Annotated in this window: 6 protein-coding genes; all 6 read right to left on the minus strand. The window is 65.3% G+C overall.

What is annotated here, in order from left to right; translation table 11 throughout:
• The coding region (locus EN964_RS21840) for an amidohydrolase family protein (protein WP_164775921.1) at positions 1–659 on the minus strand (659 nt) is incomplete at its 3' end.
• A gap of 13 nt (positions 660–672) precedes the next feature.
• Positions 673–2,214 carry a trimethylamine methyltransferase family protein gene (locus tag EN964_RS21845; RefSeq protein ID WP_127269654.1) on the minus strand — a complete coding sequence of 514 codons (1,542 nt, stop codon included), beginning with the start codon at positions 2,212–2,214 and terminating at the stop codon, positions 673–675.
• 20 nt (positions 2,215–2,234) lie between these two features.
• Complete coding sequence (locus tag EN964_RS21850; protein WP_127267570.1) at positions 2,235–3,203, minus strand: D-2-hydroxyacid dehydrogenase; 969 nt, start codon at positions 3,201–3,203, stop codon at positions 2,235–2,237.
• Positions 3,204–3,211: 8 nt separating this feature from the next.
• Complete coding sequence (locus EN964_RS21855) at positions 3,212–4,120, minus strand: dihydrodipicolinate synthase family protein (protein ID WP_127267569.1); 909 nt, start codon at positions 4,118–4,120, stop codon at positions 3,212–3,214.
• On the minus strand, positions 4,117–4,707 hold the full coding sequence (locus tag EN964_RS21860) for a hypothetical protein (RefSeq protein WP_127267568.1): 591 nt from the start codon (positions 4,705–4,707) through the stop codon (positions 4,117–4,119). Before EN964_RS21860 ends, EN964_RS21855 begins: the two co-directional genes overlap by 4 nt.
• Positions 4,708–5,839 (minus strand): aminomethyltransferase family protein (locus tag EN964_RS21865; protein WP_164775922.1); only part of this gene is annotated, 1,132 nt, incomplete at its 5' end. It lies immediately after the preceding gene.

Consider the following 5,839-nt stretch of genomic DNA (forward strand, 5'->3'; position numbering starts at 1 on the left):
TAGTTGCGGGTATGGGTGACATAGGGGCCGCCGAGGTCGGCCGCCGTTGCGGCGAGTGCCTTGACCTCTTCGGTCGAAGAGTTGACCGCCGGCGGATAGTCGAGCCCGGTGCTGAGCCCGAAGGCGCCCTCGGCCATCGCCTCGGCCACCGCCTCCTGCATCGCCACCGTCTCCGCTTCGTTGGCCGGACGGTCGGTCACCGGCATGCAGCGCTGGCGCAAAGTGGTGTGGCCGACCAATAGAGCCGCGTTCGTGGCGATGCCGCGCCGTTTGAGCTCGGCGACATAGTCGGCAAAACGATCGAAACGGAAACTCTCCCGGCCGCCGACCAGCGTGAAGGGCGGCGGTGGTGTCGTGTTGAGAAGCAACGGCGCCAGGCTGACGCCGCAATTGCCGGCGATCACCGTCGTCACGCCCTGGCTGATCTTCGGGTCCATGCCACGTGGCGCCAAAAGCGCGCCGTCATCATGAGTGTGCACGTCGATAAAGCCAGGTGCGACCACCTTACCCGCGGCGTCGATTTCCTCGCTGCCCGTTGCATCGTCCAGCTGACCGATGGCGACGATCCTGTCGCCGGTGACGGCGATGTCGGCCTCGAGAGGCTTCGATCCGTCGCCGGCGATCAGCGTCGCGTGACGGATGACGAGATCATAGGGCATCGGGCAAAAGGTCCTAACCTTCGGGATCGGCGGCGATCTCCTCGCGGCGGCGTGCGACATAGGCGTCGAGCTCCTCTCGGATCGCGGGGTCCATTACCGGCTCTTCGTAGTCGTGCAGCGCCTGTTGCCAGAGCTCCGTCGCCCGCTCCAGCGCATCCTTGCCGCCGGCCTCCTCCCAGGCGCCGTGGTTCTGCCAGTTGGACAGCATCGGCTGGTAGAAGGCGGTCGTGTAGCGCGACATCGTGTGTTCGGCGCCGAAGAAATGACCGCCGGCCGGTACCGACTTGATCGCCTCGAAACCGAGATCGTCCTCCTGGAACGGCAGCGGGCGCAGGAACTCCATCATGTTCTGCAGGATCTCCACATCGAGAATGAGCTTTTCGTAGGACGCAGTCAGGCCGCCCTCCAGCCAGCCCGCAGCGTGGTAGACCAAGTTGGCGCCACCCAGCACCGCGCCCCATGTCGCCATTTCCGTCTCATAGGCGGCCTGCAGATCAACCACGTTCGAGGCATTCGCATTCGAGGTGCGGTAGGGAAGATTGTAGCGGCGTGCCAACTGGCCAGCGATGATGTTGGCCTTGGCGTTCTCCGGCGTGCCGAAGGCCGGCGCGCCCGACTTCATGTCGACATTGGAGGTGAAGGCGCCATACATCACGGGCGTGCCGGGGTTGACGAGCTGCGTCAGCACCACGCCGAACAGAGCTTCGGCGTTCTGCTGGCAAAGGGCCGCCGCGAGCGTCACCGGCGTCATCGCTCCCATCAGGGTGAAGGGAGTAACGGTTACAGGCTGGCCGTGCTCGGCCATTGCGATCAGGCCCTCCGCCATGGCGTCATCGAACAGCCGCGGCGAGTTGATCGATATGATGGTCGTCACGCCAGGAGAGGTGCGCATCTCCTCGACGGAAATGCCGCGCGAGATTGCCATCATGTTGATCCCATCCATTGCCCTGGCGCTGCCGATCGCCGTGCAATGGAAGGAGAGGTCGCTGAGCGTCAAATTTGCGTAGTAGGTGTCGAGATGGCGCGAATTGGCCGGCAGCTCCATCGGCGCCACAACCTGGTTGCCGATGATGTGGATGGCGTTGAAGTGGTGCGCCAGCCGGATGAAGTTCTGATAGTCGGGCAAATTCCCCTGGCGGCGGCCATTGATGCGGTCATGTACATTGGGCGGTCCGGCAACCAGGCCGAAGACCAGCGAATTGCCGCCGAGATGCACCTGCTTTTCCGGATTGCGGCTGGTCAACGTGAAGGATGACGGGACTGTCCGCAGCGCCTCGCGCACCAGGCTTTCGTCGATGCGAATGGTCTTTTCCTCGCGGTCGACGATGGCGCCCGCGTCGGCGAACAGGTCCATCACCCGATCGCTCATGACACGGATGCCGAGTTCCGACAGGATGCGCATCGATGTGTCGTGCAGCCGCTCCATCCGCTCTTCGTCGAGCAGTTGCATGGGCGGATAGGGGTTCTTCACCTGCTCCCAGAGCAGTTGCGCGATGCCCCCGCCGCTGCGTCCGGATTTCCCCCTGCGGCCACCGCCGCGCCTGTCCTGTGTCATGAGACTGCTTTCCTCTCGCTTCAGTAACCGCGTTCCGGACTGACGACATTTTCAAGCGGCGCGCCGCCGCGGTAGCGCTTCAGATTGTCGGCGAACATGCGCACCGACTTGATATCCCAACCGTCGTAGACCGCCGCGCAATGCGGAGTGATGGCAACGCTCTCGTAACCCCATAGCGGATGGCCCGCCGGCAGCGGCTCGGTCGCGAAGACATCAAGCGCGGCGCCCTTGATCCGCTTGTTATCGAGCGCAGCGAGCAGGGCTGCCTCGTCGACGACGCCGCCGCGCGATATGTCGATCAGCACGGAGGAAGGCTTCATTGCGGCGAAGGCCGCCGCACCGAGAAGACCGCGCGTGCTGGACAGCAGCGGAACGCAGCATACGATGAAGTCGGCGCGTCCAAGCAGGGTCGGCAGCGCGTCCGGTCCATGCACCTCGTCGAGGCCGTCCATGGCTTTTGGGCGCGCGCGGATGCCGAGCGTGCGGATGCCCATTGCCTGTGCGCGACTGGCGACGGCTGTGCCCGTCTTGCCAAGGCCGATGATCAAGACCGTCTTGCCTTCGATCGGCTCGACGCGGCCACCGCCCCATTGCCGCGCCTGCCGGCGGCGCTCGAAGCCGCGCAGGTCAAGCGAGAAGGACAGCATGGCGCCGAGCGCATATTCCGCCAGCATGCCGGCGGCGACGCCCGCCGCATTCGTCACAGTGAGCCGCTCGGGGTCCCAACTGCCGAGATGATCGGTGCCGGAGCCGCCGACGGAGACCCATTTCACGCTCGGGCTTTCGACAAGCGCCTGGCGCGGATAGCGAGGGGTGCCGTCGAAGCGAACGGAATAAACCACTTCCGCTGCCACGCGCCCGATCAGCTCGGGCAGGGCGGCATAGCTGTCGCAACAATGGACGGTCAGATCCGGATGCGTCTCCTCGAGCACGGCCAGCGCAGCGGCTGGCCGGTCGGTGTGCAGGATGACGGATGGATCAGCCGACATGGGGCCGCTCAGCTCGGGCCAATGTGGTCGGCCGAAGGACCGAGCGCGGCAAGCAGTTTTTCACCACTTTCGAGTGTCGCGTTCTCGTGCGGCGCGCGCAGGGTCAGCCAGCGCTGGTCACCGGAGCGCACCGCCAGCACGGCCTTCATTGCCGGGATGAGGCCGGCATCCTGGATGATCTTGCGGAACGCCTTGACCGCCGCATCCGCCTCGGCAACGTCCTCGCCGGCGATCGCTCGATCGTAGAGGGCCCGGATGGCCGCGGCATTGAGGTTGACGGTCGCCGAGATGCAGCCCGCGGCACCATTGGCGAGCCCCTTGGTCAGCTGTGCTTCCGAGCTCGGGAAGACCGCGACCGCGGGCGCCGCAGCAATCACTGCCGCCGTGTTGTTCCAGTCACCGGCGCTGTCCTTGTAAGCCACGACGGTGTCGGGAAACGCCTCGCTCAGCCGTGCGGTCAAGGCGGGGCTCACCGGCACGCCGGAATTCTGCGGGATGTGGTATAGGATCATCTTCATTGCCGGGTTCGCCACCCGCGCGATCAGTTCGGTGTAGTAGCGGGCCTGGCCGTTGTCGCCGGCAGCGGTGTAGAAGAACGACGGCAGGACCATCACCCCGGCGCAGCCCAGCCCGACCGCATGCGCCGACAGCTCGACGGTTTCGGGCAGCGCGGTGACGCCGGTGCCGGGCATCAGCCGGCTCGGCGAAATGCCGGCCTCGATCAGCCACTCCAGCGCCTGCATGCGCTCGTGCAAGGACAGCGACAGCGCCTCGCCGGTGGTGCCGAACGGCGACAGGAAATGCGCGCCTTGGCCCAGCACCCATTTGGCATGCGAGATCCAGAGATCGCGCGCGATGCGGCCATCGTTTTCGAACGGCGTCAGGATCGGTGCGATGGTTCCTTGCGGGCGGGTCATGTGTGTCCTTCCGTATCGGTCGGCAACTCTATGCACTGCGTGGCCGCTGCCGCTGTCGTCCTGGCGAAGTAGGCCGACGCTGTGACGTCGAACATTACATCAAAACCCGCTTGCGAGCGGAACGTGACCGCCTCGACGTGACCGACGCGTGTTTGCGTTATGTCTTCGACACCGAATTGGTCGGCCCGGAGATCAAGCGCGCATAGCCGTTCCATCGCTTGCGGCGCGTGCGGGCCAGAGAGGCGCATCCACGCCCAGCCTTCCTCGCGCCAGGATGAATAGGCTTTCGCCCCGGCATCGTTCGCCCAGGCGGCTTTGAGTTCGGCCAGCGCCTCGGCCGCACCTTCGGCCAGCAGCAGGATGTCCTCGTTGCCGAGGCGCAGGATCCGCATGCCGTGATGCGCGCCGATGCGATTGACTGCAGGCAGCGCGATGCCGTGCGCCGTGAGCCAGGCGGCGCCGCCGCCGCCTTTCAGGCCAAAGCGCGGAGTGGCCGTCAGGTCGCTCAGCGTTACCGCGCCGATGGGCAGCTTGGTGCCGTGCGCCGCGCCGCCGGCCATGAAGGGGAAAACCGCGCTTGGCGCCATCTACATCTCCTGCCGTGCATTGGCGGGATCGAAGAAGGCGTGAGCAACCACGGGCGCGTCGACCAGATTGCCGTTCCGGCACTTCACCGTCACCAGGCTGCCTTCCGTGGAGTCGTCAACATGGACAAAGGCCAGCGCGATGCTACAGCCGAGTGTCGGCGAGAACCCGATTGAGGTGATCTGACCGACAGGATCATTTCCGCGCAGCACGAGGCAGCTGTCGCCGGGTATATCTTTGGCATCGGCCGGAAATCGCAGGCCCACGAGCTTGCGTGACTGTCCCAGCCTTGCGCGCATCTCAATCGACCGTTTGCCGATAAAGAAAGGCTTCTTATTCGAGACCGCCCAGCCAAAGCCGAGCTCGTCAGGCGTCGTGATCGCGTCGGTGTCCTGGCCGATCAGAATGTGCCCCTTCTCCAGGCGAAGGACGCGCGAGGCTTCGAGACCGTAAGGCTTCAAGCCGTAAGGTTCGCCGGCAGTCATCACCGCGTCCCAAAGGGCGGGCGCGAGGCTGGATGGACAATGCAGTTCGTAGCTCAGCTCGCCGGTGAAACCAATCCGCATGACGCGCACCGGCACGCCGGCGACAACGCCTTCGCGACCGCTGAGATAGGGGAAAGCCTCGCGGTCGAAATCGATGTCGCTGTCCAGCGCCTGAAGCACGGCCCTCGCTTTCGGTCCGGTGACGTTCAGGCCGCAGAACGCGCCGGTGAGGTTGAGGACATCGACTCGCAAGCGCCATTGCGCGTTCCAGAACAGCATGTCGGCATAGACGCGCGCCACCGCACCCGTGGTGGCGGTCACATAGAACCGGTCGTCCGCCATCCGGTAAGCGACGCCATCGTCGACCACCGAGCCCATCTCGTTGAGCATCAGGCAATAGCGCACACGCCCGACAGGCTGGTTGGCATGCGCCATTGTGTAGAGGCGGTCGAGGAACTCGCCAGCATCCGGCCCGCGCAGCTCCAGCTTGCCGAGCGTCGAGACGTCGAGCAGGCCGACCCCTTGCCGCACCGCCATGATCTCGTCGCGGATCGTCTTTTCGGCCGCGCCGGCATCGCCATAGAAATACGGCCGCCACCATGCGCCCACCGGCTTCATCACGGCGTTGAGCGCCAGGTGCCTGGCATGC

The sequence above is a fragment of the Mesorhizobium sp. M7A.F.Ca.CA.001.10.2.1 genome (assembly GCF_003998575.1).
Taxonomy (GTDB): Bacteria; Pseudomonadota; Alphaproteobacteria; order Rhizobiales; family Rhizobiaceae; genus Mesorhizobium.

Excerpts from the sequence above, each read along its gene's own strand:
- EN964_RS21855 (WP_127267569.1), bottom strand. The coding sequence starts at position 4,120 with ATGACCCGCCCGCAAGGAACCATCGCACCGATCCTGACGCCGTTCGAA.
- EN964_RS21850 (WP_127267570.1), bottom strand. The coding sequence starts at position 3,203 with ATGTCGGCTGATCCATCCGTCATCCTGCACACCGACCGGCCAGCCGCT.
- EN964_RS21860 (WP_127267568.1), bottom strand. The coding sequence starts at position 4,707 with ATGGCGCCAAGCGCGGTTTTCCCCTTCATGGCCGGCGGCGCGGCGCAC.
- EN964_RS21845 (WP_127269654.1), bottom strand. The coding sequence starts at position 2,214 with ATGACACAGGACAGGCGCGGCGGTGGCCGCAGGGGGAAATCCGGACGC.